Raw genomic sequence first — 25824 nt, 5'->3', positions numbered from 1 at the left:
CATTTCTTTGTGACAGACCGGCGACAAACCGCGCCGAAGCGCCTATATGCCCGCTCGACAGTTCCCAACCCCCTCGAGGGCTGATGCTTACCACGAACCCGTTCGATGACGACAAGCTGCGCGAAGAGTGCGGCATTTTCGGCGTATCCGGCATGGACGGCGCCGCCGCCGCGGTTGCGCTCGGCCTGCACGCGCTGCAGCACCGCGGCCAGGAGGCGGCGGGCATCACCAGCTTCGACGGCCACCAGTTCCACACGCATCGCGCGATGGGGCATGTGGCGGGCAATTTCGATCGCGACGAAGTGATCCGCGCGCTGCATGGCAATGTCGCCTGCGGCCATGTGCGCTACTCGACCACGGGCGAGACGGCGCTGCGCAACGTGCAGCCGCTCTATGCCGAGCTGGCGAGCGGCGGCTTTGCGATCGCCCATAACGGCAATATCTCGAACGCGATGCGCCTGCGCCGCGACCTGATCCGCCGCGGCGCGATCTTCCAGTCGACGTCGGACACCGAGGTGATCATCCACCTCGTCGCCACTTCGCAGTTTCGCACGCTGATCGACCGGTTCATCGATGCGCTGAAGCAGGTCGAGGGCGCCTATTCGCTGATCGTGATGACGCCAGAGGGCATGATCGCCTGCCGCGATCCGCTGGGCATCCGCCCGCTGGTGATGGGCAAGCTCGACGACACGATCGTGTTCGCATCGGAGACGGTGGCGCTCGATGTGGTCGGCGCCGACTATGTCCGCGACGTCGAGCCTGGCGAGCTGGTGATCGTGAAGGGCGGCGAGATCAGCTCGCACAAGCCGTTCGCGCCGGTGGGGCCGCGGCCCTGCATCTTCGAATATGTCTATTTCTCGCGCCCGGATTCGATCAGCAACGATCGCTCGGTCTATTCGGTGCGCAAGGCGATCGGCGCGCAGCTGGCGATCGAGATGCCGGTCGAGGCCGACCTGGTCGTGCCGGTGCCCGATTCGGGCGTGCCGGCGGCGATCGGCTATGCCCAGCAGAGCGGCATTTCGTTCGAGCTCGGCATCATCCGCTCGCACTATGTGGGCCGCACCTTCATCCAGCCGGGCGACAAGGTCCGCCACCTGGGCGTGAAGCTGAAGCACAACGCCAATCGCGAGCTGATCAAGGGCAAGCGCGTGGTGCTGATCGACGATTCGATCGTGCGCGGCACCACGTCGCTGAAGATCGTGCAGATGATGCGCGAGGCCGGCGCGGCCGAGGTGCACATGCGCATCGCTTCGCCGCCGACGCGGCACTCGTGCTTCTACGGCGTCGACACCCCCGAACGCGCCAAGCTGCTGGCGGCCAAGCTGGACGTGGGCGGGATGACCGACTTCATCCATGCCGACAGCCTGGCCTTCATCTCGATCGACGGCCTGTACAAGGCACTGGGCGAGGCGCACCGGGCGGACATCCATCCGAAATATTGCGACGCCTGTTTCACCGGCGAATATCCGACCACGCTGACCGACCAGGACGAGAACGGTCCGCCGGACGACCAGTTCGCGCTGCTCCACGAGCGGGTGGGCTGATCCGGCGATGAGCGAAGGGGCACTTTCGGGGCGCATTGCGCTCGTCACCGGCGCAAGCCGCGGCATCGGTGCGGCGACGGCACTGGAACTGGCCAGGCAAGGCGCGCATGTGGTCCTCACCGCGCGGACCGCGGGCGGGCTCGAGGAAGTCGAGGAGGCGATCTTCGCGGCGGGCGGATCGGCGACGATCGCGCCGCTGGACCTGGCGGAGAATGACGGGATCTCCCGCCTCGCCGAGGCGATCTCCGGGCGCTGGGCGGCCCTGGACGTGCTCGTGCTCAACGCGGCGACGCTCGGCACGCTGAGCGCGGTGCCGGCGATCGACTTCAAGGAATTCGCCAAGGTGCTGACGCTCAACGTCACCGCCCAGGCGGCGATGCTTGCCGCGTTCGATCCGATGCTGAAGGCATCGCGCGGCGCGCGGGTGATCGGCGTGACCTCCGGCGTGGGCCGCACGGCGCGGGCCTATTGGGGCGTCTATGGCGCGTCGAAGGCGGCATTCGAGAACCTGCTGCTCACCTATGGCGAGGAAGTCGCGCATATCAGCAAGGTGCGCGTCGGGATCGTCGACCCGGGCGCCACCCGCACCAAGATGCGCGCGCGCGCCTTCCCGGGCGAGGACCCGGCGACGGTGAAGGCGCCCGAGGTCGTGGCGGAGCGGATCGCGGCGCTGGCGGCCTCCGGATTCGAGACCGGACATTTCGAGCGGGTGGCGGGCTAGGACTTCGACGGGCTCCGTTCGGCGTCGCCCGCAACGCCTACTTCGCCGCCACCTCGAACAGCCGGTTGAGGAATGCCGTGCGTGCCTGGCCATAGGCGTCGTCGCTGGCCTTGGGTGCGGCGGCCGAGACCGCGATCACCACCTTCGACTTCGGATCGATGCGGATCGTCTGGCCGAAAATCCCCTGGGCGCCGAAGCGGCCCTCCGGATAGGTCCACCATTGATAGCCATAGCCCCGGCCCGGCACGCCGATATCGGCATGGGACGCGGTCGACCGGCGGTACCAGTCGGCAGGCACGGCGCCCTTCCCGCCTTCGAGCACGAACTGGCCCATCCGGGCATAGTCGCGCAACGACACCGAAAGGCAGCAGCCGCTGACTTCGTGGCCGGACGGATCGACCATCCAGAACGCGTCCTGCTCCATGCCGTACGGCTTCCAGATCTTCTCGCTGAGATAGGTGGCGAGCGGCTTCCCGGTGGCGCGCATCACCAGCACGCCGATCAGATTGGTCTCGCCGGTCTTGTAGACCCACTTTGTCCCGGGCGCGAATTCGCGCGGGAGTTTCTTCATGTAGAAGACAGTGGGGTCCTCCCCCGCCGGCACCGGCTCTAGGAACATGCGCGCGACATCGGACTTGGGATCCGTGTAGTCCTCGTTCCACTTGACCCCCGAGGTCATGGTGAGGAGCTGGGCGATCGTCACGCCGTCATAGCCGCTGCCGGCCAGCTCGGGGATATATCGGGTCACCGGCTCGTCGACCGACTTTATGAAGCCGTCCCCGATCGCGGCGCCGACGAGCGACGAAGTGAAGGATTTGGCGACCGAGAAGCTGGTCCAGCGCCCCTGTTGCGAATAGCCGCGGGCATAGCGTTCGAGCACGATCTTGCCGTCCTTGAGCACGATCAGCCCGGCGATGTTCTGCTGGGCGATGAAGGCGTCGAGATCGGCATCGGGAAAGGCCAGCGGCTTGCCGGCGGGCAGCGGATGGACCTTGCCGCCCGCCTGGACGACATGGCCGGGGAAGAGCTTCTCCATGTGCGGAAAATTCTGGTCGCGCTGGGCCTGGCTCCAGAACAGCACTTCGGCACCCACCTTGCGGAGGCCCGAATTGTCACCGGGCTGCATCTGCACGCCGGGCGACGCGATTGCCTGGGCCATCGCTCCCTGCCCCGCGAATGTTCCAAGCGCCAGCGCGCCCGCCAGAAGCCAGTTCCTCATATCCTCTCCTCCTTCACCAAGGTGAGCTGGACGACGTCGATCCCGCCGCCTCTGAACCCGCCTTCGCAATACATGAGATAATAGCGCCACAAGTCGATGAACCTGTTGTCGAATTTCTTCGGCAGCTCACCCGCCTCCACCACCGCGTCGAACGTTTCGCGCCAGCGCCGCAGCGTCTCGGCATAGTCGGCGCCGAAGCTGGTGCGATCGCGCCAGGACAGGCTCCGCGCCTCGGCAAGCGCACGCAGGCGGGCTTCCGAGAGCAGCATCCCGCCGGGGAAGACATAGGCCTGGATGAAATCGACGTTCGCGGCATAGTCTTCGAAGAAGGCGTCGTCGAACGTGATGATCTGCAGCGCCGCGCGGCCGCCCGGCTTCAGCGCCCCGGCGATCGCGTCCAGATAGGCCGGCCAATATTCCCGCCCCACCGCTTCGGCCATCTCGATGCTGGCGACCGCGTCATAGCTTCCGCCGACGTCGCGATAGTCGGTGAGGGTGAAGCGCGCGCCATGCGGGACACGGGCTTCCGCCCAGGCCTTCTGCTCGGTCGAGAGGGTGATGCCGTGGACCCTGCGCCCCTCCCGCACCGCCAGTTCGGCGAAGCTGCCCCAGCCGCAACCGATCTCGAGAATCTCCTCGCCCGGCCGCGTGGCCGTCCGGGCGAGGATCGCGGCAAGCTTCGCTTGCTGGGCTTCCCCGAGCGATTGGCCAGGCGCGGTGAACAGCGCGCTCGAATAGGTCATGCCGGGATCGAGCCAGAGCCGATAGAAGTCGTTGCCCAGATCGTAATGGAAATGGATGTTCCGCCGCGAGCCGTGACGATCGTTGCGCCGCATCGCATGGATCAGGCGCTTGATGCGGAGCGATGGGCCGGTGGCCCGGGCCTGGCGGGCGAGTTCGGCGCGATTGCAACCGAACAGCGCAAAGAGCGCCACCGGATCCGGGCTCGCCCATTCGCCAAGGGTCCAGGCCCGGTACCAGCCGATCGAGCCGCCCATCGCGAGCCGGAGCAACGCACGCCAGCTGCGCAGGTCCACGGTTGCGGCGGGCCCTTCCTCCCGGCCACCGAGCAGTCGCGCGGCTCCGCCGGGCAGGCTGAGCGACAGGCTGCCCCGGGCGATGCCGGCATCGATCCTGTCGAGTTGGCGGCGGAAGAAGGGAGCGAGTGCCCGCGAGAGCCAGCCTCCCCCTTGCGGCGCGGGGGCGTTCGATGTGGACTGGCTCAGCGGCGCGTGCATTGCAGAGTGCACAATGCACGCGTCACTGAGTCGGGCAAGCCCAAGCTCGGCGCTAGGGTCCGTACTCGATGCGGCGTTTCACGCGCTCGCCATTGAACAGGTAGCGCAGTGCCGGGCTCAGCCTGATCAGCTTCCAGATCCCGTAGGAGCCGAGAAAGGCCGTCAGGCAGAGCAGGATGAATTTGGGCCAGATCGGAAGCGGGGCCAGGTCGATCCAGGGCGTTGCCAGCACGATCAGCGGCTCGTGGAACAGATAGATGACGAAGGAAGCCGAGACGAGCGCCTTCACCCAGCGGCGCTCGCCATCGATGAAATAGGCGAGCGCGCCGAGCGAGGCCTGGGTAAGACAGATCGCGGCGACGCCGGTGAACACGGGACGCCAGACCAGCGGGATCGACCGCGCGGCGAAGACCAGGGCGATGCTTGCGGCCAGGCCGACGAGGAACAGCATCCAGGAGAAGCGGGCGAAGCGCCGGTCGAGCGCCGGGATGCGCTGGAGTATCGCGCCAAGGGCGAACCAGGGCAGATAGTCGAGCGCATAGCGGGCCGAGAGGAAATTGATCGCGAAATTGTCCAGATAGCGGTAGCGCTCGAGCTGAAGCGCGCCGAGGCCGCACAGGCCGAGGACGATGCCGGTGGCGAGCGTGAGCGGCACGAACCAGCGGACGAGCCCCGGCCGCTCCCCCTCGATCCCGGCATGGGCGAGCCCGGGGAACAGCCAGACCAGGCCGGCAAGCCCGGCGGTGTAGTACAGCAGCACCTGCACGAACCAGAGATGTTCGAACGGATTGCGCTCGGCCCAGGTCATGATCTCCCACCAGCGCACCAGGGGCTGCGGATGGCCGGTTTCCAGCAGGAGCAGGAAATGCATCGCGGGTACCAGCAGCAGCGTCCCCGCGAGGAAGGGCGGGACGAGCCGGTGGAGGCGTGACGGGAGATAGCTCGCCACCGGTCGGCGCTGGAGCAGCATCGCGGCGAAATAGCCGGCGATCATGTAGAAGCCCGGCATGCGGAACAGGTGGAGATAGTCGGCGAGCTGGATGAAGTCGCGCGACCGCTCGTGCATATTGGCGATCCACGGCCCGGGACGGACGGTGAGCGCGGCGTGATAGGGAATGCCGAACAGCAGGAATACCGCCCGCAAGGCATCGAGATCGTGGCGCCGGGCCCGCTCCTCGGGTGCGCGGAACGTGCCGGAGGTGCCGTTGCCGGGAGTCATCGCCGCCCGACGCGCCGGAGCGGCGTGACTGCATGGGGGATGAGGCCGGCGCTGGCACGGGTCAACATGAACGGTGCGATAGGCTTGCCCGCGCTCAATGCAAGCCGATAGCGATAACAGTCCGCGTTCATGCGGTTCTCAGAGCTTGTGCGGCTCCTTGTCGACCATCCAGGTCTGGCCCTTGGAAACGAGCTTCTGGAGATCGGCGGACTTGCCCTCGCTCGCGGCCCGGTTCTGGGCGGCGACCGCGCTTTCGAACGTCGGCGCGGGATCGTCGTAGAGCACGCCCAGCGCCATCGGGAACGGGCCGAAGGGCATCTCGACCAGCATGTGCGCGATGGCGCGGTTGGTGACGTTGTGGACGATCACTTCCGCTCCCTGCCAATCGCCATCGGCCACGTCGACGACCTTGAGCGTGAGCCGTTCCCGGTCGAGCGCGATGCCCTTGGCACCGCCGGCGAACAGCATCGGCTGGCCATGCTCGACCCACAGCTGGCCCAGCGCCGCATTGGGCTTGGCGGTGAAGGGTTCGAAGACCTCGTCGTTATAGACGATGCAGTTCTGGAAGATCTCGACGAACGCCGCGCCGCGATGGGCATGGGCGGCCTTGAGGACGCTCGGCAGGTTCTTGTGCACGTCGATCCCGCGCGCGACGAAGCGGGCGCCCGCCCCCAGCGCGAAGGCGCAAGGCTTGGCGGGATGGTCGACCGAGCCGAAGGGCGTGGACGGCGAGCGGGTGCCTTCGCGGCTGGTCGGCGAATATTGGCCCTTGGTGAGGCCGTAGATCTCGTTGTTGAACAGCAGGAACTGGCAGTCCAGGTTGCGCCGGAGCAGGTGCATCGTGTGGTTGCCGCCGATCGACAGTGCATCGCCGTCGCCGGTGATGATCCATACGTCGAGCTCCGGATTGGCGAGCTTCACCCCCGTCGCCACCGCCGGCGCGCGGCCGTGGATGGTGTGGAAGCCATAGGTCTCCATGTAATAGGGGAAGCGCGACGAGCAGCCGATGCCGCTGACGAACACGGTGTTCTCCGGCGCGACGCCCAGTTCGGGCATGGTGCGCTGCACGGCCTTGAGGATCGCATAATCGCCGCAGCCGGGGCACCAGCGAACCTCCTGGTCGGTCTCCCAGTCCTTGGGGGTGCTCGGGCGGATGGTGGTGATCTCGTTCATGCCAATTCTCCAACGTCGCCCCGGGGCTGACCCGGGGTCCCGCTGTTCTGCGTGACAAGGGAAGAAGCGGGACCCCGGCTCGGGGCCGGGGCGACGAATTTGAACTCAAACAGGATCACGGGTTGACTGCCTCCGGGCTCGGAAGCTGGCTGTCGTCGGACGGGACCTCCTGGTCGAAGTCGGCGCCGATATGCTGGGCGATGGCGGCTTCGATCTCGGCGATGCGGAAGGGCTGGCCGGAGACCTTGGTGAGCGACCTGGCATCGACGAGATACTGGTCACGCAGCAGCGTCTTGAGCTGGCCGGTGTTCATTTCCGGTACGAGAACATGCTCGTAACTCTTTAAGAGATCACCGAGATTCTTCGGAAGCGGCCAGATGTGGCGGATATGGACATGGCTGACGTCATGCCCCCTGCTCCGCGCACGCCGCACGGCTTGCGCGATCGGGCCATAGGTGGAGCCCCAGCCGACCACGACGAGCTTGCCGCCCGCCTGCCCCTGCTCGATCGCCTGATCGGGCACCTCGATGCCCATCACCTTGTCGCGGCGCGTGTTGGTCATCGCCTGATGGTTGGCGGGGGAATAGTCGATATTGCCGCTGCCCTGCGCCTTCTCGATGCCGCCGATGCGGTGGAGCAGGCCCGGCGTGCCCGGCTTCACCCAGGGGCGCTTGAGCTTCGCGTCGCGGCCATAGGGCTGGAACTTCTCGCCCTCGGGCGGGACCTCCGTATGGAAGGTCACCGGGAACGGCGCATAGGCCGACATGTCCGGCACCTTCCAGGGCTCGGCGGCATTCTGGAGATAGCCGTCGGTGAGCAGCATCACCGGGGTCATGTATTGCGTGGCGATGCGCACCGCCTCGATCGCGACGTCGAAGCAGTCGGCGGCCGAGCGCGCGGCGATCACCGGCACCGGCGCATCGCCATTCCTGCCATAAACCGCTTGATATAGATCCGATTGCTCGGTTTTCGTGGGAAGTCCCGTGGAGGGGCCTCCGCGCTGGGCGTTGATGATCACCAGCGGCAGCTCGGTCATGATCGCCAGGCCGATCGCCTCGGTCTTCAGCGCGATGCCGGGCCCGGAGGAGCAGGTGACGCCGAGGCTGCCGGCATAGGCGCTGCCGAGCGCCGAGGCGACCGCGGCGATCTCGTCCTCCGCCTGGAAGGTAGTGACGTCATATTCCTTGTAGCGCGACAGCGTGTGCAGGATCGCGCTGGCCGGGGTGATCGGATAGCCGCCGAAGAACATCGGCAGGCTCGCCAGCTGCGCGCCCGCGACCAGGCCGAGCGAGATCGACTCGGCGCCGGTGACGGTGCGGTAGAGCCCCGGCTCGGCGGGCGCGGCGGCGACCTGGCGCTGGCTGATGCCCATGGCGCCCAGTTCCGCCGTCTCGCCATAGGCATGGCCGGCGTTGAGGGCGGCGATGTTCGCTTCGGCCAGTTCGGGCGCCTTGGCGAACTTGGCCTTGAGCCAGTCGATCAGGGGCTGGCGATCGCGGTCGAACATCCAGAGCGCCAGGCCCAGCGTCCACATGTTCTTGCAGCGCAGCGCTTCCTTGTTGCCGAGGCCGAAGGGCTTCACCGCGTCGAGCGTCAGCTGCGAGATGTTGAGCTTGAGCAGCTGCCACTTGGCCAGGCTGCCATCCTCGAGCGGATTGGCGGCGTATTTCGCCTTGTCGAGGTTGCGCTGGCCGAACTCGCCCTCGTCGGCGATGATCAGCCCGCCGGGCTTGAGCGCATCGACGTTGGTCTTGAGCGCCGCCGGGTTCATCGCGACGAGCACGTCGGGCTGGTCGCCCGCGGTATCGATCTGCGCCGAGCCGAAATTGATCTGGAAGGCGGAGACGCCGAACAACGTGCCCTGCGGCGCGCGGATCTCGGCGGGGAAATCGGGGAAGGTGGCGAGATCGTTGCCGGCCAGCGCGGTTGAGAGCGTGAACTGGCCGCCGGTGAGCTGCATGCCGTCGCCGGAATCACCGGCGAAGCGAACCACGATCGCTTCGGGTGCGGGATGCGCCGACGCCTCCTGGGGCGTGAGCGTGTGCGCGGCAGTCGCCATGGCCGGTATCCTGCGGTTCTCTATCGTTACAAGGACGTGTACGCCCCAATTTCTCCCAACCCAAAGTAGAAAATGCCCTCAGCCCTGCAAAGGCTCCTTTGCGGCCATGCTTCCCAGGGCGAGGACGGAGGCGACATGGCGCCGCGAGACCTCGAGCGCATCCTCGCCATAGCCGCCGCCCAGCGCGCTGGCGAAGGGGGTACCGCGTGACGTCATGACGCCGGCGATCCAGCGGTCGCGAGCGACCAGCCCCCGGTAGCTCAGCGACAGGCGGCCGAGCCGGTCGCCGGCGAGCGGGTCGACTCCGGCCTGGTAGAGGACGAGATCGGGAGCGAATCCACGGAGCAGCGGCAGGAGCGTGCGCTCCAGCGTTTCCAGATATTCCGCATCGCCCACCCCGTCGGGCAGCGGCACGTCGAGCGTCGAGCGCGCCTTGCGGGCCGGGAAGTTCTTCTCCGCATGGATCGAGTAGGTGGCGATCTCCGGCCGTCCCGCGGTCAGCGCGGCGGTGCCGTCGCCCTGGTGCACGTCGCAGTCCACGATCAGGACGCGATAGCCCTCCTCCACCAGCCGGACGGCGGCGATGGCGAGGTCGTTGAACACGCAGAAGCCCGCACCGGTATTGGCCAGCGCGTGGTGGCTGCCGCCCGCGGTGTTGGCCGCGAAACCATGTTCCAGCGCAAGCCGGGCCGCCAGATAGGTGCCGCCGGGCACGACCTGGGACCGGCGGGCGACTTCGGGAGTGACCGGGAAGCCGATGCGGCGCTCCTTCTCGGGCGGGACGGCGGCGCGCAGCACTTCCTCGACATAGTCCGGATCGTGCACCGCTTCGAGCCAGGCGCGCGGCATCGGCTCGGGCTCGTGCCATACGAAGACGGGCCCTTCCGCGCGCAGCAGGTCGCGGACCAGGCCGTTCTTGTTCCACTGATACTGGCTGCGGGCCGGAGCGGGCGCGACATAGTCGGGATGGTGGACGAGGTGGATCACTTGCCCAAGCTAGGTATCCCGTCATCCCGGCGAAAGCCGGGATCTCTTGCGGCTCCCGCCCCGCGCCCTTGCCCGAGATCCCGGCTTTCGCCGGGGTGACGATATTTGTAGGTGGGAAGGCATGACCGACATCGCTTCCCTTCCCTATCGCCCCTGCGCGGGCGTGATGCTCCTCAACCGTGCCGGCCGGGTGTTCGTCGGCCAGCGGCTCGATTCGGTGCTCGAGGCCTGGCAGATGCCGCAGGGCGGGATCGATCCCGGCGAAGCGCCGATCGAGGCGGCCTGGCGCGAGCTGTGGGAGGAGACCGGGGTGCGGCGCGATCTGGCCGAACTGATCGCCGAGGGGCCCGAGGAACTCTATTACGACCTGCCCGAGGATCTGGTCGGCAGGGTGTGGAAGGGCAAGTGGCGCGGACAGCGCCAGCGCTGGTTCCTGTTCCGCTTCCTGGGCGAGGACGCCGACGTCAACATCGAGACCGCCGAACCCGAATTCCGTGCGTGGCGCTGGGCCGCCCCGCAGGACCTTCCCGACATCATCGTGCCGTTCAAGCGCGCGCTCTATAAGGAACTGTTGACCGTCTTTGGACAACATCTCGTCTGATCCTGCCCTAGTTTCGCTCCCATAACGGCGATACGGACCCGTTCATGCGCGCCCTGCTCCTTGCCCTGCCGCTGCTGCTTGCCAATGCACCGGACGATGATCCTGCCGCCGCGGCCGATCCCACAGCCATCCCGGCGACGATCCGGGCAATGCTCGACGCCGCGATGGAATCCGGCAGCGAAAGCGATGTCGCCGTCATCGTCAAATATGCCCGCACCGCCTCGCCCGCGACGGCCGACCAGGTGGTGAAGATCGCCGCGGACTGGCGCAACGAGCGGACGAAGAAGGCCCAGGCCAAGATTCGCAGCGCCGATTTCTTCGCGCTGGTGAAGGGACACGCCGAACTGGGTGGCTATGTGACCACCGGCAATACCGAGAATATCGGCATCACCGCGGCGCTGGAGCTCAAGCGCGAGGCGCTGCAATGGCGCCACAAGCTGCGGGTGCAGGCCGATTACCAGGAAAGCCTGGGCATCACGACGCGGGAACGCTATCTCGCTGCCTACGAGCCCAACTGGAAGTTCGACGACCGCGCCTATCTCTATGGCGCCGCGCAATATGAGAGCGATCGCTTCTCGGGCTTCACCGATCGCATCTCGCTGTCGAGCGGCATCGGCTACAGCGCGATCAAGTCGCCGGCGGTGAAGCTCGACCTCGAGGTCGGCCCGGCCTTCCGCTACACGCGCTTCATCAACGACACCGCCGAGAAGAACGCCGCGGCGCGCGGCAGCATCGATTTCGGCTGGAAGATCACCAAGGGCATCTCGGTGACGCAAGTCGCTTCGGCCTATATGCAGGATGCGAACAGCACGGTGTCGTCCAAATCGGCGCTGCTGACGCGCCTGATCGGGCCGCTGTCGGCGCAGTTCAGCTACTCGCTCCAATATGAGAGCACGCCGCCGCTCGGGCGCAAGACCACCGACACGACCAGCCGCGCGGCCCTGGTCGTCGATTTCTGACGTGGCGGTCGTCCTTTCGGCAAAGGCGCCGGCCCCAACTCCGAAGATCATGCCCTGATTGCATGAGATCCCAGCGTTCGGCGGGATGACGAAGATGGTTTTACGCGCTAGGTGCTCGGGATGACCGAGCTTTCCAAGACAGAATGCGCGGCAGTGGAGAGGGCCGCGGCGTCGCCCATGCTGGCGCGCACCGAGGCCTGGACTGCGATCAACAGCGGCACCCGCAACCTGGCGGGACTGGGCCGCATGGCCGATGCGCTGGCCGATGCCTTCTCCGTTCTGCCCGGCCACCTGGCGCTGCTGGATCCGGAGCCTGCCGAGAGCGTGACCGCCGACGGGCGCGTGGAGGCGCTGGCGCATGGCCGCCACCTCCATCTCGCCGTGCGGCCGGAGGCGCCGGTGCAGATCCTGCTCACCGGCCATATGGACACCGTCTACGGCGCCGATCATCCCTTCCAGGCGAACCGCTGGCTGCCGGACGGCAACCTCAATGCGCCGGGCGCCGCCGACATGAAGGGTGGGCTCGCGCTGATGCTCGCCGCGCTGGAGGCCGTGGAGGACAGCCCGCTCGCGGTGCGGCTTGGGTACGAGGTGTTGATCAATTCCGACGAGGAGACCGGCTCCTTCTCCTCCGCCGGGCTGATCGCCGGCGCTGCGAAGGGAAAGATCGCGGCGCTCACCTATGAGCCTGCCTTGCCCGACGGCACGCTGGCCGGCGCGCGCGGCGGCACGGGCAATTTCTCGATTCTCGTCCATGGCAAGTCGGCCCATGCCGGGCGCAATCCGGACGAGGGGCGCAACGCGCTCGTCGCCGCGGCCGACCTGGCGATGCGGCTGAATGACGCCAAGGCTCCCGGCCTGGCCGTCAACCCCGCGAAGATCGACGGCGGCGGACCCAATAATGTCGTACCGGAACTCGCGATCCTGCGCGTCAATTTCCGCCCCAGGGACAGCGAAGCGATAACCCGGGCGCGGATCGCGATCGACCAGGCGGTGGCGATCGTCTCGGTCAAGCATGACGTGCGCATCCATGTCCATGGCAGCTTCAATCGCCCGCCCAAGCCGCTGGACGCAGGCGCGGAGGGGCTGTTCGAACTGGTGAAGGCGTCGGGTGCCGATCTGGGCATCCCCGTCGCATGGAAATTCTCCGGCGGCGTATGCGACGGCAACAACATCGCCGCGGCGGGCGTGCCGGTGGTCGACACCATGGGCGCGCGCGGCGGCCTCATCCACAGCGCCGAAGAATTCCTGATCCCGGAGAGCCTGGCCGAGCGCGCCGCCCTCTCCGCCGTCACCATGTTGCGTATCGCCGAGAAGGGGAAAATATGAGTTTCGTGATCCGTGCCGCCCGCGACGAGGATCTGCAGGCGCTCTACGAGATGGCGAAGCTGACCGGCGGCGGCTTCACCAATCTCCAGCCCGAGAAGGAAGTGCTCCGCGCCAAGCTCGCGCGCAGCCACGCCGCCTTCGAGCGCGGCGACGACGAGAGCGGCGACGACGTGTTCGTGCTCGTGCTCGAGAACATGGATACCGGCGAAGTGCGCGGCACCTGCCAGATCTTCACCGCGGTCGGGCAGCGCTGGCCCTTCTATTCCTATCGCCTCGCCACCGAGACCAAGCACAGCGAGGAACTGGGCCGCACCTTCCGCGCCGAGACGCTCAGCCTGGTCAACGACCTGGAAGGGGCCAGCGAGGTCGGCGGCCTGTTCCTGCACCCGGGCGAGCGCGCCGGCGGTCTCGGCATGCTGCTGGCGCGCAGCCGCTACCTCTTCATCGCGCGCCACCGCCATCGCTTCGCCGAGCGGATCCTGGCCGAGTTGCGCGGCGTGATCGACGAAGCCGGCGGGTCGCCCTTCTGGGACGGCGTCGCGGGGCGTTTCTTCGGGATGAACTTCCAGGAAGCGGACAGCTTCAACGCCGTTCATGGCAACCAGTTCATCGCCGACCTGATGCCCAAGCACCCGATCTATACGGCGATGCTGCAGGAGAGCGCGCGCGGCGTGATCGGCCTGCCCCACCCCTCCGGCCGCGCCGCGATGCGCATGCTGGAGAGCGAAGGCTTTGCCTGGGAACGCTATGTCGACATCTTCGACGGCGGCCCGACGATGACCGCGCGCACCGATCAGGTGAAGACGGTGCGTGACGCAAGGACCGCGACGGTGGTGGCGATCGAAGCCGGTGGCGAGGCGGCGCTGGTCGCCACGGGCAGGCTCCAGGAGTTCCGGGTGACCCAGGGCCGCGTGGCCGAGCGCGAAGGCGGCGTGGCGATCGACTCGCGTACCGCCGAGCTGCTCGGCGTCGGCAAGGGCGGCGAAGTCATGCATGTGGGGCGTTGATGCTGATCGAGATCAACTTCGATGGGATCATCGGCCCGAGCCACAATTATGCCGGCCTCAGCCATGGCAACCTCGCCGCAACGCGAAATCGGGGCGAGACGTCCTTCCCGCGCGCCGCGGCGCTGCAGGGGGTCGCCAAGATGCGCGCCAATCTCGCGCTCGGGCTCGCCCAGGGCATTTTCCTCCCCCATGCCCGGCCCGACCATCGCTGGCTCGCCAGCCTGGGCACGCGTTTCGAGGATGCTCCGCCGCATAGCCAGGCCCAGGCGCTGTCTGCCTCGCCGATGTGGGCGGCCAATGCCGCGACCGTCTCGCCCGCGCCCGACGCCGCGGACGGAACATGCCATCTCAGCGTCGCCAATCTGGTGACGATGCCCCATCGCAGCCATGAATGGCCCGAGACGCTGGCACAGCTCCGCCTCGCCTTCGCCGATCCCGCCTTCACGGTGCACGCTCCCGTGCCGGCGCCGTTCGGCGACGAGGGCGCGGCCAATCACATGCGGCTTGCCGCCAGCCATGAAGCGCCGGGCGTGGAAGTGTTCGTCTACGGCATCTCGGGCGGCCCCTTCCCCGCGCGCCAGCACCCCGACGCGAGCGCGGCGGTGGCGCGGAAGCATCGGCTCGAGCGCGTCCTGTTCGTCCAGCAATCCGAGGAAGCGATTGCGGCGGGCGCGTTTCACAACGACGTGGTCGCGGTGGCGAACGGCCCCGTGCTGTTCGCGCACGAGCTGGCCTTTGCCGGGAAGGATCGCTTCTACGCCGATCTGCGCACGATGCTGCCTCAGCTCGAGATCGTCGAAGTGCCCGCTGCCCAGGTGAGCCTCGCGGATGCGATCAAATCCTATCTGTTCAATGCCCAGCTGGTCACCCTGCCCTCGGGCGAAATGGCGCTGGTGCTGCCCGGCGAGGCACGCGACACGCCGTCGGTATGGCGCTGGCTGCAGGAACATGTCGCAGGCAATGGCCCGATCCGGCGGCTCGAAGTGGTCGATGTTCGCCAGTCCATGGCCAATGGCGGCGGGCCCGCCTGTCTGCGCCTGCGCGTGGTGTGCGATCCCGCGACGGTCGATCCGCGCTTCCTGGTGGACGAAGGCAAGCTCGATCGCATCGCCAGGGTGATCGAGGTGCATTGGCCCGAGGCCATCCCCTTCGACTCGATTGCCGATCCGGCGCTGATCGCCCGGGTCGAGGCCGCGCGCCGGGCGCTGCTGGAGGCATTGGAGATCCCGGAGCTCCTCTAGCGTCACGGACGGCCGAACTGTCGGAATAATTGACAGTTAACTATCTAATTTAACGCGAAACTACGTGTTTTGGCGCTTGGCCCGGCGCTTGCTTAACCTTTGCCATGCTCCATCGCATCCGTCGCCTGTTCACGATCAAGACCAAGTTCGAGGCCTTTCTGGTCATCTATGGCCTTGCCTGTGGCGCGACCGAACGCGGGGTCCATTATCTGGGGAAGTTTCCGGGCTGGGGTGGCTGGATGCTCTTCGCGTTGTGCCCGATTGCTGTATTCATGGCGGGCGCCAAGATACTGGACAGCTTCGATGTTCCGGATTGAGCGGGGAATTGCGTCTGTAATAGTCGGGGGCTAGGGCCGGCGAGCTGGCCTGTGGGGAGGTTCTGAGCGCGTGCGTTTGTTTCGAGGCATCTTTTCCTCTTTGGCGGCGCAGGCGCTGCTCGCGGCGATCGTGCCGGGCGGCCTGATGGTGTTCGTGATGCACGAGAGCCAGCAGGCCGAGCTGGCCCAGCGCGATCGCGAGCGGCTCGACGCCTTTGTCCAGACGGTTGCCGAAGCGGCCCGCGCCGGGCGCCCGCTCGATCAGGTCGCGAACCTGCCCGGGCCGCTTGCCGGCCGCATCCTGCTCGTGGATCCGCAGGGCCACGCGATCGCCGGCCCCACCACTTCCCTGGCCGCGCGCGCCGAGCGCCCCGTCCAGGTCGACGGCCGCACGGTGGCGACGGCGCGGGTGGTCCGCCCGCCCGAACTTTCCGACCAGGACCGGCGTGTGCTCGCCACCCAGTATATCGGCGTGGCCGCCATCGTGGTGGTGCTGTTCGTGCTGCTGCTGGTGATGGCCTATGTCTTCGCGCGGCGCTGGTCGCGGCCGCAGCTCCAGCTCTACCGGATGAGCCGCGACGTGGTGAACGGCGACCTCGACCTTTATTTCGACGAGGAAGGGCCGGCCGAAGTGGTGGCGACGATGCGCAACCTGCGCCGCATCGCCAGCCAGTTCAGCCGCCTGGAAACCGCGCGCCGCACCTGGCTGGTCTCGATTTCGGGCGAGCTCAAGGGCCCGACCGAGAATATGGGCGAGCATTTCATCAAGCTGTGCGACGTGCAGCCGCCGCTTCCGCCCGCGCTGATCGGCGCGATCGAGGAGGATACCCGGCGGCTGATCCACATGGCGGAGGACCTGAACGCGGTCGCGCTCGCCGATCTCGGCCGCCTGCCCGTCACCTTCGCCTCGGTCGATCCGCGCGCGCTGATCCACAATGCCATCTATGCCGATCGCAAGCGCGCCGAGGCGCAGGGCGTGCGGCTGGAGACGAGCACGCTCCCCGAATATACGGTGATCGTGAAATGGGACGGCGCGCGAATCGAGCAGCTGTTCGGCGCGCTGATCGACAATTCGCTGCGCTACACGCCGCGCAACGGCCGCATCGTGCTGGGCCTGGAGAGTTCGCGCGACGCCTGGCGACTGATCATCGACGACAATGCGCCCGGCGTGGACGTAATGCTCGCCCAGCGCCTGTTCGAGCCTTTCTACCGCAGTTCGGATCGTGCCGACGAATCGGCGGCCTCGGGCCTGGGCCTGGCGACCGCGCGAGCGATCGTGGAGGCGCATCACGGGCGGATCGAGGCGAGCCGCTCGCCGATCGGCGGCCTGCGCGTGACCGTGATCCTGCCGGGCAACCCACCCACGGCCTGATTCGGTCAGGTGAACTCGATCCGCGTCGCGGTCGACTCGGTCGCGATTCGGCGCAGCGCATCCAGGAAAGACATGCCGTCCCGGCACTTCAGCGGCCGCAGCGCCTCCGAATGGGTGAAGACCAGCCTTGCCCCGCCGGGCCATCCCGGCCCTCCCGCTTCCATGGCGTCCCAGAAGGCGTCCAGATTGCATCCGAACAGGTCCGCCTGCTCGGGGGCGGCAGCGTCGAGATAGCGTTGCCAGAACGCCCCCGGCGACGTCACCCCCGTGCAATCGATATGGATGGTCCGCATGATGCCTGCATCGCAGGGCGCGGCCGGAGCGCCAAGTACGCTCGAACCCCGGAACATAAAAACCCCGCTAAGCCGTTGGCCTAGCGGGGTTTTTAATGGCGCGCCCGGAACGATTCGAACGTCCGACCCTCAGATTCGTAGTCTGATGCTCTATCCAGCTGAGCTACGGGCGCGCTGTGGAGGGGTGCCTTTAGAAGCGGTTTTCGGATCGCGCAAGCCGTTGCGTGCAGTTTTCCACAAGCATAAGGCGCTGACATGCGATTTATTCTGCTGCTCAGCTTCGCCGGGCTCGCCGGCTGCACCCAGGCGACGGGCCGATATCCCTCGCTGCTGCCTCGCCCCATCGAATCGACGAGCCTTGCCGAGCCCGAGCGGCCGGTGCCGGTCGCGACGCCCGATGCCGCGCTCGACAAGCGAATCGCCGAGATCCGCGGGGCGCTGGATGCAGGCACCAAGGCCTTCACCGCCGGTGCCCAGGATGCCGAGGCCAGGATCGCCGTCTCGCGCGGCCTGCCCCAGGGCTCCGAGGCCTGGCTGCAGGCGCAGGTAGCGATGGGTCAGCTCGCCGAGCTGCGCCGCCCGGCCGTGACTGCCCTGTCGGACCTGGACGCGCTGGCGACCCAGCGCGGCGTCGACGGCCTGCCGCCCTATCCCGCGCTCGATGCCGCCCTGGCCGATGCCGACCGGGCCGCTTCCTCGCAACAGGCAAGGATCGATTCGCTCGAAGCCGCGCTGGGCGGCACCGGCCGCTAGTCAGTTCCCCGCCAGCTCCGGGTGCAGCACCCGGAGCACGGGCATCACCGAAGCATAGTCATCGGTCCAGGGTTCGAAACCGGGCCAGGACTGAAGCCGCCGCCAGCCGCCGCCGCGGGCCACCAGCCGGTCGAGCATCGCCTGGTCATGGCTGAGCGCGATCCATTCCGAAGCCGATTCGGCCTCGGGCTCGATCTGCTCCACCTTCGTGCCGCCGCCCGGCTGCGGGGTGGCGACGAAATGCGGCTCCGGCTCATAGGACAGCCGCACCGCCTTCCAGCCGCCATCGTGCGCCGCGGCGGACACCACGGGCGCCAGCGCCATGAACCGGTTGGAGATGTGGACGAGCAGCAGCCCGTTCGGCGCCAGCACCCGGCCATAGGTGGCGAAGGCCTGGCGCGTGAGCAGATGCATCGGCACCGTATCCGACGAGAAGGCGTCGAGCGCGAGCAGGTCCAGGCTGGCGCTCTGCGTCTCGGTCAGGCGCACGCGCGCATCGCCGATCGAGATGCGCGTCTGGGGCGCGCATTGCCGCAGGAAGGTGAACTTGCCCGAATCGCGGGCGAGATGGACGATCGCCGGATCGATCTCGAAGAAGCGCCAGCTCTGGCCGGGCTTGGCATAGCAGGCGAGCGTACCGGTGCCGAGGCCGACCACGCCGACGCGTGCGGCCGCACCATAGAGGTCGGGCAGCGCCTGCATCGCCTGCCCCACGCCCGATCCGGGCACGTAATAGGTCGTCGGCCGCGTCGAGAGCGCGCCCTTCAGCTGGATGCCGTGCAGCGTGGTGCCGTGCGCGAGCTGGCGCTCATTGTCATAGTCGGTGACGGTGTAGACGCCGAAATAGCTGCGCGTGCGCGCATCGGTGAGCGAGAGCTGGATCGAGCGATAGCCGCCGAACAGGATCAGCCCGCCCGCCAGCGCCGCCAGATAGGCCGGGCGGCGCCCCACTGCGAACAGGCCGAGCAGCGCGACGAGCACGAAGGCGATCTGCTCGTGCATGATGCCGAGGAGGTTGCCGGGATTGACCGCGCCGAGCCAGACCAGCAGCACGACGAGCGCGACCAGCGTGATCGTCTTGCCCCGCGTCCCGTGCCGCCAGAAATCCCCGATCGCCGACAGGAGGAACATCTGCGGGCAGAGCGCGCCCGCCGCCAGCACGAGCAGCGGATATTCATAGGTCCAGTCGAACAGGATCGGCGCGATCAGGCCGGCGAACACGCCGCCGAGCACGCCGCCCACCGACATGGCGAGATAGAAGCCGGTGAGCCGGTCCGGCGCCGGCCGCAAGGCATACATGCGGGCATGCAGCGTCACCGAGACGGTGAAAAGCAGCAACAGCCCGATGACGGCGTTGAGATAGGCGAGCTGCTGATGGCCGGCGATCAGCGTTGCGCCGAACATCAGGATGATCACCGGCGCGAACTTGGTGAGAATCTCGGGCAGCACCGCATTGTCGCGAAAGGCGACCGAGAAGCTCAGCAGATAGAGGCCGAGCGGCAGCACCCACAGCATCGGCACTGCCACGATGTCGGTGGTGAGGAAGGTGGTGGTCGCCAGCATCAGGCCCGAGGGGACCAGCGCCAGCGCGATCCAGTGGAACACCCGGCGCCAGGGCGGCGCGGGCGTATGGTGCGCGACATGCGGCTCGTCTTCCGCCCGGCGCGGCAGGCGCGCGGCGCAGCCGGCAACGAGGAGCAGGACCAGCACGTAACCGCCGGTCCACAGCCAGCTCTGTCCCTTGAGCGCCAGATTGGGCTCGACGATCAGCGGATAGGCGATCAGCCCGCCGAAGCTGCCGATATTGGAGGCGGCGTAAAGGGCATAGGGATCCCGCCCATGGCTGGCGATACTGTACCAGCGCTGGAGAAGCGGCGCCTGGGCCGAGATGGCGAAGAACAGCGGGCCGATCGAGGCGACGAGCAGCCAGGGCACCCAGAGCGCCGGCTCCGCTTCGCCGGGCAGTTCCATGGCGATCACGCCGATCGGCAGCCAGAGCGCCGCTACCAGAAGCACGGCGAGATGGATCGTCGCCTGGGCCCGTGGCGGCACCCGGCCGAGCCAGTGCGCATAGGAATAGCCGCCGAGCAGCAGCGCCTGATAGACCAGCATCGCGCTGTTCCACACTGCGGGCGCGCCGCCCAGCTGGGGCAGCGCCATGCGCGCGACCATGGGCTGAACGAGGAAGAGCAGGAAGGAGCCAGCCAGGATCGCGGCGACGAACAGCCAGCGCGTGGTGCGCGTGCCGGCCTGCGGCGTCACGTCGTCGATTGCATTCTCCATCGCCTCAGGCCTCCGCGCCGCTGTGCAGCGATTCGGCTTGCCGATGGATGAACCGCGGGCGGAAATTCAGGAAGTTCGGGGCATGGGGGCCCCGATTTCCCCGTCCGGAGTCTCCGCTCCGCTCGGACGAGGCAAGCTGCAGGATGTGCGACACGATCATGCAGCGGACGCAAGCAGAGGAAATCCCGCTAGTAAAGGGTCGCCGGTGCCCGAGCGCCGATATGCCCGGTGTCCTACCCGGCGGGTCGCGCGATCCGATAGGTGATGTGCGGGTTCAGCCAATCGGGCGCCTGCGGATGGATGAAGTCGTCGGCGGGCGCCCGCACCATGCCCAGACGCTCCATCAATCCCCAGCTGCGGGTGTTGCCGAGCACTGTCATCGCCGCGACCGTCGGCACGTCGAGATTGGCCCAGGCCCAGTCGAGGCTGGCCTGCGCGCCCTCGCGGGCATAGCCCCTGCCCCAATGGGCCGGAGCGAAGCGCCAACCGATCTCGACTTCGCCGAAGAGCGGCGTGCCCTCCGGACCGGGCTTGAGGCCGCAAAAGCCCAGGAAGGCACCATCCTCCTTGCGCTCGACCGCCCAGAAGCAATGGCCGTGCGCGTCGAGCAGGGCGTTCTGCCGCGCCATGGCCGCGTCCGCCGCTTCCGGAGACAGGGGCGGGCCGAGAAACTCCATCACCGCGGGATCCCGGCCCATGGCATGCCAGGCCGGGCGATCGCTGTCCCGCCAACGACGCAGGATCAGGCGTTCGGTTTCGATCATCGGGGGCGCTCCAGCATATAGACGATCATCGCGCCCACCGGGTCCTCCGCGGAATAGCCGCGGAGGCGGAAATCGAGATCCGCACGGCGCTGCATGCCGAGACGCTCCATGAGTCCCCAGCTGGCGGTGTTCCCGATGGTAGTCCAGGCGCCGATCGCAGACGCGTCGAGATTGGCCCAGCCCCAGGCGATGCTCGCCTCGGCGGCCTCGCGGGCATAGCCCTTGCCCCAATGCGCCTCGGCGACGCGCCAGCCGATTTCCGGCATTCCGGCGACGGGCGCTTCGGAGCCGTAGTTGCTGGCGATGCGGATGCCGCAACTGCCGACCAGTTCGCCGGTGTCGCGCAGCACCGTGGCCCAATAGCAGAAGCCGTAGCGGGCCTGATCGTCGAGCCGGCGCGCGAACATGGCATCGATGTCCGCTGGCCCCTTCAGGCCGCCGAGCCGGGCCATCATCGCGGGCGTGTTGACCAGCGCCTCGAACGCCGGGCGATCCTCGGGCGCCCAGGGGCGCAGGTGAAGGCGGGCGGTCTCGATCATGCCGGACGGTCGATCGCGTAGACGATCATCGCGCCGAAGGGATCGCCGGGCGCATAATCGGGGTGCCGGAAATCGAGATCGGCGCGGCGGTGCATGCCGAGCCGCTCCATCAGCCCCCAGCTGCGCCTGTTGCCGATCACCGTCCAGGCGGCGATGCGCGGACGGTCGGTATTGGCCCAGCTCCAGGCGATGCTTGCCTCCGCTGCCTCGCGCGCAATGCCCTGCCCCCAGAATTTCTCGCCGATGCGCCAGCCGATCTCCAGCTCCTCGGGCACCGGCGTGTCGGGATGGCCGCCGATGCGCACGCCGCAGACACCGGCCATCTCGCCGGTCCCAAGGAGCTCGACCACCCACATGCAATGGCCGTGGCGCGCCTGCTGGGCCATCATCCTGTCGATGATGGCATCGTGCTTCGCCTGGGGCACGGGGCCGCCGAAATGCGCCATCATCGCCGGCGTGTTGGCGAGGGTATGGAAGACGGGCTTGTCCGCCTCGCGCCAGGGGCGGAGGAGAAGGCGTTCGGTGGCGATCATCCGGCGAGCAGCCTTGCCGCCAGCGGCGCGTGATAGGTGAGCATGCCCGAGCAGCCGGCGCGGCGAAAGGCCATCAGCGTCTCGAGCACCAGCGCGTCGCGCTCCCCAGCCCCGGCGGCAGCGGCGGCTTCGATCATCGCATATTCGCCGGAGACCTGATAGGCGAAGACCGGCACCTGGAACGCGTCCTTCACCCGCAGGATGATGTCGAGATAGGGCAGCCCGGGCTTCACCATCACGCTGTCCGCGCCCTCGGCCAGGTCGAGCGCGACTTCGCGCAGCGCTTCCTCGGCATTGGCCGGGTCCATCTGATAGGTCTTCTTGTCGCCCTTGAGCAGCCCGCGGCTGCCGACCGCGTCGCGGAACGGGCCGTAAAAGGCCGAGGCATATTTGGCGGCATAGGCCATGATCTGGACGTTGACATGGCCATTGGCCTCGAGCGCGCCGCGGATCGCGCCGACCCGGCCGTCCATCATGTCCGACGGGGCGACGATGTCCGCCCCCGCCTCGGCCTGGAGCAGCGCCTGGTCGACCAGGACCGCGCTGGTCTCGTCGTTCAGGACATAGCCCTGGGCGTCGACGATGCCGTCATGGCCGTGCGCGGTATAGGGATCGAGCGCCACGTCGGTGAGCACGCCGATCTCGGGCACCGCATCCTTGATCGCGCGGATCGCCCGGCACATCAGATTGTCCGGGTTGAGCGCCTCGCGCCCGTCATCGGTGCGCAGTTCCCGCGGCGTATTGGGGAAGAGCGCCAGGCAGGGAATGCCGAGGTCGCGGGCCTCGCGCGCGCGCGCCACGATGTCCCTCAGGCCCCAGCGCGAGACGCCGGGCAGCGATGCGATCGGCTCTTCCGCCTCGCCTTCGGTGACGAAGAGCGGCCAGATCAGGTTCGCCGGGGTGAGCAGGGTTTCCGCATGCAGCCGGCGGCTCCATTCGGAAGCGCGGGTGCGGCGGAGGCGGAGCGCGGGATACTGACTCATGGCCGCGCTGATGCGCCCTCAGCAATTGGGTTGCAAGCGTCCCGCGGGCTCGGTGGCGGCGAGCGCCTCCTCCTCCACCGTGGCGGGCTCGGGCGGCACTTCGAGCACTTCGCTGCGCCAGCGGCCATAGCGATAATAGAGCGCCGCGAGCGTCAGCGAGCAGGCGGATCCGATCGGAAAGGCCAGCCACAGCGCGTCGCTGCCGAACCAGCGCTGGCCGAGCACCGCGAAGCCGAAGCGGATCGGGAAGAGCGTGATCGCCAGGATGACCAGGGGCGGCACGGTGGCGCCATTGGCCCGCACGGTGGAGAACAGCACCATGGTCGCGCCGAACATCACGAAGGTCCAGCTGGCAAGCAGCTGGATGTGGCGGGCGATCGGGATCGCCGGACTGTCGCCGCCGACGAACAGCGCCATCACCGGGCGGTCGAACAGCAGGATCGCGACGATCACGACCAGGGTGATCGCAGTGTTGTAGACCAGCCCGGAGCGGGTGATGGCGTTCACCCGATCCCACCGGCCCGCGCCGATATTCTGTGCGGCCATGCTCGACACGGCGACGCCGATCGCCATCGCCGGCATCTGGATATAGGTCCAGAGCTGCTGCGAGACGGCATAGGCCGCCGCGGTGTCGACGCCCAGGCGGTTGACCAGCCCGATCATGGTGAGGCCGGCAGTGGACATGACGAGCATCTGCGCGCCCATCGGCAACCCCTTGGCGACGATGGTGCGGACCAGCGCCCGTTCCGGGATCAGATAATGCAGCTCATGACCGCGCAGCCGCACCGGCAAGTCGCGCCAATAGACATAGAGGAGCAGGCCGAAGGACGAGACCAGCCCGGCGATCAGCGTCGCGGTGGCCGAGCCGGCGATGCCCATGCGGGGGAACGGGCCGATGCCCTGGATCAGCAGCGGGTTCAGCCCCGCGTCGATCGTGACGCTCAGCACCATGAACCACAGCGGCGTGATCGAATCGCCGGTGCCGCGCAGGCTCATCTGGATGAGCACGCCGAGCATGCTGAACGGCAGGCCGAGGAAGATGACGCGCAGATAGTCGCGCGCCATGTCCTGCGCCTCGCCGGGGGTGGCGAGCAGGCGGAGGATCTGCGGGGCGAACAGCCAGCCCAGGATGGCGATCACCACGGCGCCGCCCATCACCAGCCCGATCGCCGAGCCGAAGGCGCGCCGCGCCGCCTCGACGTCGCGCCGGCCCATCGACTGGCCGATCAGGATGGTCGCTGCCATGCCGAAGCCGAATACTGCCGAGAACATCAGGAACATGATGATGTTGGCGTTGGCCGTTGCCGCCAGCGCCTGTTCCCCCAGGAACCGGCCGACCCAGATCGAGTTGATCGAGCCGTTGAGCGACTGGAGGATGTTCGAGCCGAGCGTGGGCAGCGCGAACAGCAGCAGCGTCCGGCTGATCGGGCCCTGGGTCAGGTCGTGGCGTTGGGGGGGACCGGCCATGGCGCTCGCTCTGGTTGGAGTCGGCGGAAAGGACCTCCCGCCTCCCCTCACCAGCACCGGGCGGCGGTCAGGTCAAGCCGTGCGGGCGCTCCGGCGGCGCATGGCCCAGAGCGCGACCATGCCCAGCGCGAACAGGCCGACCGCCTCTTCCGGGATCGGGCTGGGGTCGCCGCCGCCCGGATTGGTGGTGCCCGGCGGCGTATAGGTGCCGGTATAGGTGCCGAGATGGAACTCGCCGTTCTGGACAAGACTGCCGAACACCGCCGAGCCCTGGATGTAATTGCCCGTGGTCGCTGCCGCATTCGGCGCGAGCACCGATCCGCCCCAGGCGGTGGTGGCGTTCAGCGTCTTCGCGTCGGGGAAGTTCCAGATGACGTGCTGGCCCAGCCCCTGGGTGCCGCCCAGGAAATTGTCGTTGAGCGTCACGTTCGCGCCGCTGACGTTGACGATCGCAGTGTCCGCCCCGTTCAGGTTGAACTGGATCTCGCCGATCCTGTCGAGATCGGCGGCGCTGATGTTGAACACCGCCACGCCGCTGGCATTCGGCACTGCGTTGAAGGTGCCGCGATTGCCGGCGATCACCAGGTTGCTGTTGGCATCGAGCCCGCCCAGCGTGCGCGACAGGTCGGTAAGGCTGCTGGTGAGCAGGCTGCCCTGCTGCTTCAGATTGACCGAGAAGGCCGGATCGCTTGCCGACAGGCCCGACTGCACCGTGTTCTGGTTGACGTTGGTGTTGGCGATCGTGCCGCCGACCTTCACCGTCTGCGCCGGGCCGTTGAGGTTGAAGCCGCTGTTGACGTTGCCGCCGATCACCGCGCCCGAACCGTTGTTGAGGTTCTTGGTCGAGCCGTTGACGTCGCCCACCACGGTGAGGCCGGGCACGCCGAGCGGGCTCGGGGCGGGATTGGCGATCTGATAGTTGGAGGAATTGCCGTTGAGGTTGCCGCCGACGAAGGTCCGCCCCTCGACTTCCGAGGAGGAAGTCAGGTCCCCGAGCACTACCAGGTTCCAGGTGCGCAGCGCATCGAGCCCGGCGATGGACTGGGCGGACGCGGGCACGGCGGCGAACAGCGCCGCCGCGGCGGCGCCGGCGGAGAGCAGGAAGCGGTTCATGGCGACTCCGAGGGATTGACGACTCGGAGCTTGGTTAAGGGCACGGGGCGCCCGGAAGATATTGAGAAGCTTGGTTAATGGCGTCCCGATTCGGGAGTTGCGACGAATGG

General features: G+C 67.7%; 24 protein-coding genes and 1 tRNA gene. 10 read left to right on the top strand and 15 right to left on the bottom strand.

The window, feature by feature from the left end; all coding sequences use genetic code 11:
• Positions 1–83 precede the first annotated feature (83 nt).
• Entirely contained in the window at positions 84–1544 is a 1461-nt protein-coding gene (gene purF, locus FHR20_RS07770) for an amidophosphoribosyltransferase (RefSeq protein ID WP_167298951.1), read from the top strand.
• A gap of 7 nt (positions 1545–1551) precedes the next feature.
• Positions 1552–2265, top strand: a complete 714-nt coding sequence (locus FHR20_RS07765) for an SDR family NAD(P)-dependent oxidoreductase (RefSeq protein ID WP_167298950.1) — start codon at positions 1552–1554, stop codon at positions 2263–2265.
• 37 nt (positions 2266–2302) lie between these two features.
• Here FHR20_RS07765 and FHR20_RS07760 read toward each other — a convergent pair whose 3' ends face one another.
• The 6 genes from FHR20_RS07760 to FHR20_RS07735 all read right to left on the bottom strand — a co-directional run bounded on the left by FHR20_RS07760 (position 2303) and on the right by FHR20_RS07735 (position 10160).
• Positions 2303–3484: a serine hydrolase domain-containing protein gene (locus FHR20_RS07760; protein WP_167298949.1), complete on the bottom strand. Its 1182-nt coding sequence runs from the start codon at positions 3482–3484 to the stop codon at positions 2303–2305.
• Entirely contained in the window at positions 3481–4722 is a 1242-nt protein-coding gene (locus FHR20_RS07755) for an SAM-dependent methyltransferase (RefSeq protein WP_167298948.1), read from the bottom strand. The genes FHR20_RS07760 and FHR20_RS07755 overlap by 4 nt, the downstream gene beginning before the upstream one ends.
• A gap of 52 nt (positions 4723–4774) precedes the next feature.
• On the bottom strand, positions 4775–5941 hold the full coding sequence (locus FHR20_RS07750; protein WP_167298947.1) for an acyltransferase family protein: 1167 nt from the start codon (positions 5939–5941) through the stop codon (positions 4775–4777).
• 138 nt (positions 5942–6079) lie between these two features.
• Complete coding sequence (locus FHR20_RS07745) at positions 6080–7114, bottom strand: 2-oxoacid:ferredoxin oxidoreductase subunit beta (RefSeq protein WP_167298946.1); 1035 nt, start codon at positions 7112–7114, stop codon at positions 6080–6082.
• Positions 7115–7229: 115 nt separating this feature from the next.
• Positions 7230–9173, bottom strand: a complete 1944-nt coding sequence (locus FHR20_RS07740; RefSeq protein WP_167298945.1) for a 2-oxoacid:acceptor oxidoreductase subunit alpha — start codon at positions 9171–9173, stop codon at positions 7230–7232.
• Positions 9174–9251: 78 nt separating this feature from the next.
• Positions 9252–10160 carry a histone deacetylase family protein gene (locus tag FHR20_RS07735; RefSeq protein WP_167298944.1) on the bottom strand — a complete coding sequence of 303 codons (909 nt, stop codon included), beginning with the start codon at positions 10158–10160 and terminating at the stop codon, positions 9252–9254.
• A 121-nt stretch (positions 10161–10281) separates the two neighbouring features.
• Here FHR20_RS07735 and FHR20_RS07730 point away from each other — a divergent pair, with 121 nt between their 5' ends.
• The 7 genes from FHR20_RS07730 (at position 10282) to FHR20_RS07700 (ending at position 16986) form a co-directional block, all read left to right on the top strand.
• Entirely contained in the window at positions 10282–10761 is a 480-nt protein-coding gene (locus tag FHR20_RS07730; protein ID WP_167298943.1) for an RNA pyrophosphohydrolase, read from the top strand.
• Positions 10762–10805: 44 nt separating this feature from the next.
• Positions 10806–11720, top strand: coding sequence for a DUF481 domain-containing protein (locus FHR20_RS07725; RefSeq protein WP_167298942.1), 915 nt, complete (start codon positions 10806–10808; stop codon positions 11718–11720).
• Positions 11721–11840: 120 nt separating this feature from the next.
• Positions 11841–13049 (top strand): hydrolase, encoded by a 1209-nt coding sequence (locus FHR20_RS07720; protein WP_167298941.1) that lies wholly within the window; start codon positions 11841–11843, stop codon positions 13047–13049.
• A complete protein-coding gene (locus FHR20_RS07715; protein WP_167298940.1) occupies positions 13046–14056 on the top strand; it encodes an arginine N-succinyltransferase in 1011 nt (336 codons plus the stop codon). The genes FHR20_RS07720 and FHR20_RS07715 overlap by 4 nt, the downstream gene beginning before the upstream one ends.
• Positions 14056–15297, top strand: coding sequence for an N-succinylarginine dihydrolase (locus FHR20_RS07710; RefSeq protein WP_208413439.1), 1242 nt, complete (start codon positions 14056–14058; stop codon positions 15295–15297). The genes FHR20_RS07715 and FHR20_RS07710 overlap by 1 nt, the downstream gene beginning before the upstream one ends.
• Positions 15298–15401: 104 nt before the next feature.
• Entirely contained in the window at positions 15402–15614 is a 213-nt protein-coding gene (locus FHR20_RS07705) for a hypothetical protein (RefSeq protein WP_167298938.1), read from the top strand.
• 70 nt (positions 15615–15684) lie between these two features.
• On the top strand, positions 15685–16986 hold the full coding sequence (locus FHR20_RS07700) for an ATP-binding protein (RefSeq protein ID WP_167298937.1): 1302 nt from the start codon (positions 15685–15687) through the stop codon (positions 16984–16986).
• 5 nt (positions 16987–16991) lie between these two features.
• Here the strand turns inward: FHR20_RS07700 and FHR20_RS07695 are convergent, their stop codons facing one another.
• Positions 16992–17279, bottom strand: coding sequence for a barstar family protein (locus FHR20_RS07695; RefSeq protein WP_167298936.1), 288 nt, complete (start codon positions 17277–17279; stop codon positions 16992–16994).
• 96 nt (positions 17280–17375) lie between these two features.
• Positions 17376–17452: transfer RNA gene (locus FHR20_RS07690), tRNA-Arg, on the bottom strand.
• Between the two features lie 82 nt (positions 17453–17534).
• Here FHR20_RS07690 and FHR20_RS07685 point away from each other — a divergent pair.
• Positions 17535–18032 carry a hypothetical protein gene (locus tag FHR20_RS07685; RefSeq protein WP_167298935.1) on the top strand — a complete coding sequence of 166 codons (498 nt, stop codon included), beginning with the start codon at positions 17535–17537 and terminating at the stop codon, positions 18030–18032.
• On the opposite strand, the gene FHR20_RS07680 is transcribed toward FHR20_RS07685, so the two are convergent.
• From FHR20_RS07680 to FHR20_RS07650, 7 genes are all read right to left on the bottom strand, one after another.
• Positions 18033–20315, bottom strand: a complete 2283-nt coding sequence (locus FHR20_RS07680; RefSeq protein ID WP_167298934.1) for a fused MFS/spermidine synthase — start codon at positions 20313–20315, stop codon at positions 18033–18035.
• 233 nt (positions 20316–20548) lie between these two features.
• Positions 20549–21079 carry a GNAT family N-acetyltransferase gene (locus FHR20_RS07675; RefSeq protein ID WP_167298933.1) on the bottom strand — a complete coding sequence of 177 codons (531 nt, stop codon included), beginning with the start codon at positions 21077–21079 and terminating at the stop codon, positions 20549–20551.
• Positions 21076–21618 carry a GNAT family N-acetyltransferase gene (locus FHR20_RS07670; RefSeq protein WP_167298932.1) on the bottom strand — a complete coding sequence of 181 codons (543 nt, stop codon included), beginning with the start codon at positions 21616–21618 and terminating at the stop codon, positions 21076–21078. Before FHR20_RS07670 ends, FHR20_RS07675 begins: the two co-directional genes overlap by 4 nt.
• Complete coding sequence (locus FHR20_RS07665; RefSeq protein WP_167298931.1) at positions 21615–22151, bottom strand: GNAT family N-acetyltransferase; 537 nt, start codon at positions 22149–22151, stop codon at positions 21615–21617. The genes FHR20_RS07670 and FHR20_RS07665 overlap by 4 nt, the downstream gene beginning before the upstream one ends.
• On the bottom strand, positions 22148–23134 hold the full coding sequence (gene hemB / locus FHR20_RS07660) for a porphobilinogen synthase (RefSeq protein ID WP_167298930.1): 987 nt from the start codon (positions 23132–23134) through the stop codon (positions 22148–22150). Before hemB ends, FHR20_RS07665 begins: the two co-directional genes overlap by 4 nt.
• Positions 23135–23152: 18 nt before the next feature.
• Positions 23153–24601, bottom strand: coding sequence for an MATE family efflux transporter (locus tag FHR20_RS07655; protein ID WP_167298929.1), 1449 nt, complete (start codon positions 24599–24601; stop codon positions 23153–23155).
• A gap of 72 nt (positions 24602–24673) precedes the next feature.
• Complete coding sequence (locus FHR20_RS07650) at positions 24674–25714, bottom strand: choice-of-anchor A family protein (RefSeq protein ID WP_167298928.1); 1041 nt, start codon at positions 25712–25714, stop codon at positions 24674–24676.
• Positions 25715–25824: the final 110 nt, after the last annotated feature.

The sequence above is a fragment of the Sphingomonas leidyi genome, from assembly GCF_011761945.1.
GTDB classification, from domain to species: domain Bacteria; phylum Pseudomonadota; class Alphaproteobacteria; order Sphingomonadales; family Sphingomonadaceae; genus Sphingomonas; species Sphingomonas leidyi.
Note: the sequence above shows the minus strand (reverse complement) of the source record. Positions and strands in the feature narration are given on the sequence as shown.